Annotated in this window: 1 protein-coding gene; it reads left to right on the forward strand. The window is 45.0% G+C overall.

Features of this window, described 5'->3' with window-relative positions:
- On the forward strand, positions 1 to 1,621 hold a 1,621-nt coding region (locus ACTIE0_RS24230), incomplete at both ends, for a CHAT domain-containing protein (protein ID WP_439517033.1).

Consider the following 1,621-nt stretch of genomic DNA (forward strand, 5'->3'; position numbering starts at 1 on the left):
TACCCTCACCAATATGGCTTCTCTCCAACGTTCCCAAGGCGAACTCACCGAAGCCCTGGTTAATATGGAAAAGGCGATTAACTTAACTGAAGAACTCCGCAGCCTAGCCCCTCCCGGCGAACTCCGCCAAACCTTTTTCTCCACCGTTCAAGACCGTTACCAATTATATATTGAATTGTTAATGGAACTGCATCAACAAAACCCCCAAAAAGGATATGATGCCCTCGCTTTTCACGCCAGCGAACGTTCTCGCGCCCGCAGCCTTTTGGAACTTCTCGCCGAGGCTGGTGCGAATATTCGTGAAGGCGTAGACCCCCAACTTTTGCAGCAGGAACAAAGCCTAATACAACAACACAATGCCATAGAACATCAACGCCATGAACTCACCCGGGGTCAATTTACCCAAGCACAAATCGATGCACTTACAACTCAATCCCAATCTCTCATTAATCAACTCAATCAACTACAAACCCAAATTAGGGTAGTCAGTCCCAACTATGCTAACCTGCAATATCCCCAACCTCTCAACTTAGAACAAGTGCAGCAACAGGTACTTGATGATGATACCTTGCTGTTACAATATTACCTAGGAGAAGAACGCAGTTTTCTCTGGGCGGTGACTAAGGATAGTATCACCAGCTATATTCTGCCCAACTCAACCGAAATCGAAGCCGTAGCTACCCCCTATCGAGAAGCGATTAACCTTGATAATACCACCACAGTAGCACAGGGATTAGCCCTGAGTGAAATCTTGATTGCTCCCGTAGTTAATCAACTGAATAATCAACGGTTATTGATAGTCGCAGATGGGATTTTACAATTCATTCCCTTTGCCGCTTTACCCATACCTTCTCAACCGGATACCCCCCTATTAGTCGAACATGAAATCGTCACCGCTTCCTCAGCTACTCTCATTGCTAATCAACGAGAACAATTAGCCAATCGACCGACGGCTGCCAAAGCTGTTGCGGTGATTGCTGACCCGATTTTTGAATCCAACGACCCGCGCTTAAATTCTCAAATATCCTCCGAAAATAACCCTCCCAGCTTAGATAATTTAGCCTTAGCTAGGGCGACCAGAAGTTTAGGTTTAGGAGATACAGCCCCCCAGTTAAACCGTTTAGAATATAGCAGATTGGAAGCCCAAAATATCGCGGAATTATTCCCGGAAAATGAAAGAATCAAAGCCTTAGATTTTGAGGCTTCCCGCTACCTAGCGACTCACCCCAATTTATCGCAATATCAAATCATCCACTTCGCCACTCATGGGTTAATTCATCCAGTCAACCCGGAATTATCAGGATTAGTGTTATCATTATTTAATCCCCAGGGAGAATCGGATAATGGCTTTTTGCGGTTAAATGATATATTTAACCTAAATTTACCCGCCGAATTAGTGGTATTAAGCGCCTGTCAGACTGGTTTAGGTCGGGAAGTGAGGGGAGAGGGATTAGTGGGTTTAACTCGCGGTTTTATGTATGCAGGAGCGCGGCGAGTGGTGGTGAGTTTATGGAATGTGAATGATTTAGCGACTTCCCAGTTAATGACGAGGTTTTATCAGCAGATGTTGAATGAGAATCAACCGCCCATTATAGCTTTAAGACAAGCACAATTAGAGATG

The sequence above is a fragment of the Limnospira sp. genome, from assembly GCF_051859755.1.
Taxonomy (GTDB): Bacteria; Cyanobacteriota; Cyanobacteriia; order Cyanobacteriales; family Microcoleaceae; genus Limnospira; species Limnospira fusiformis.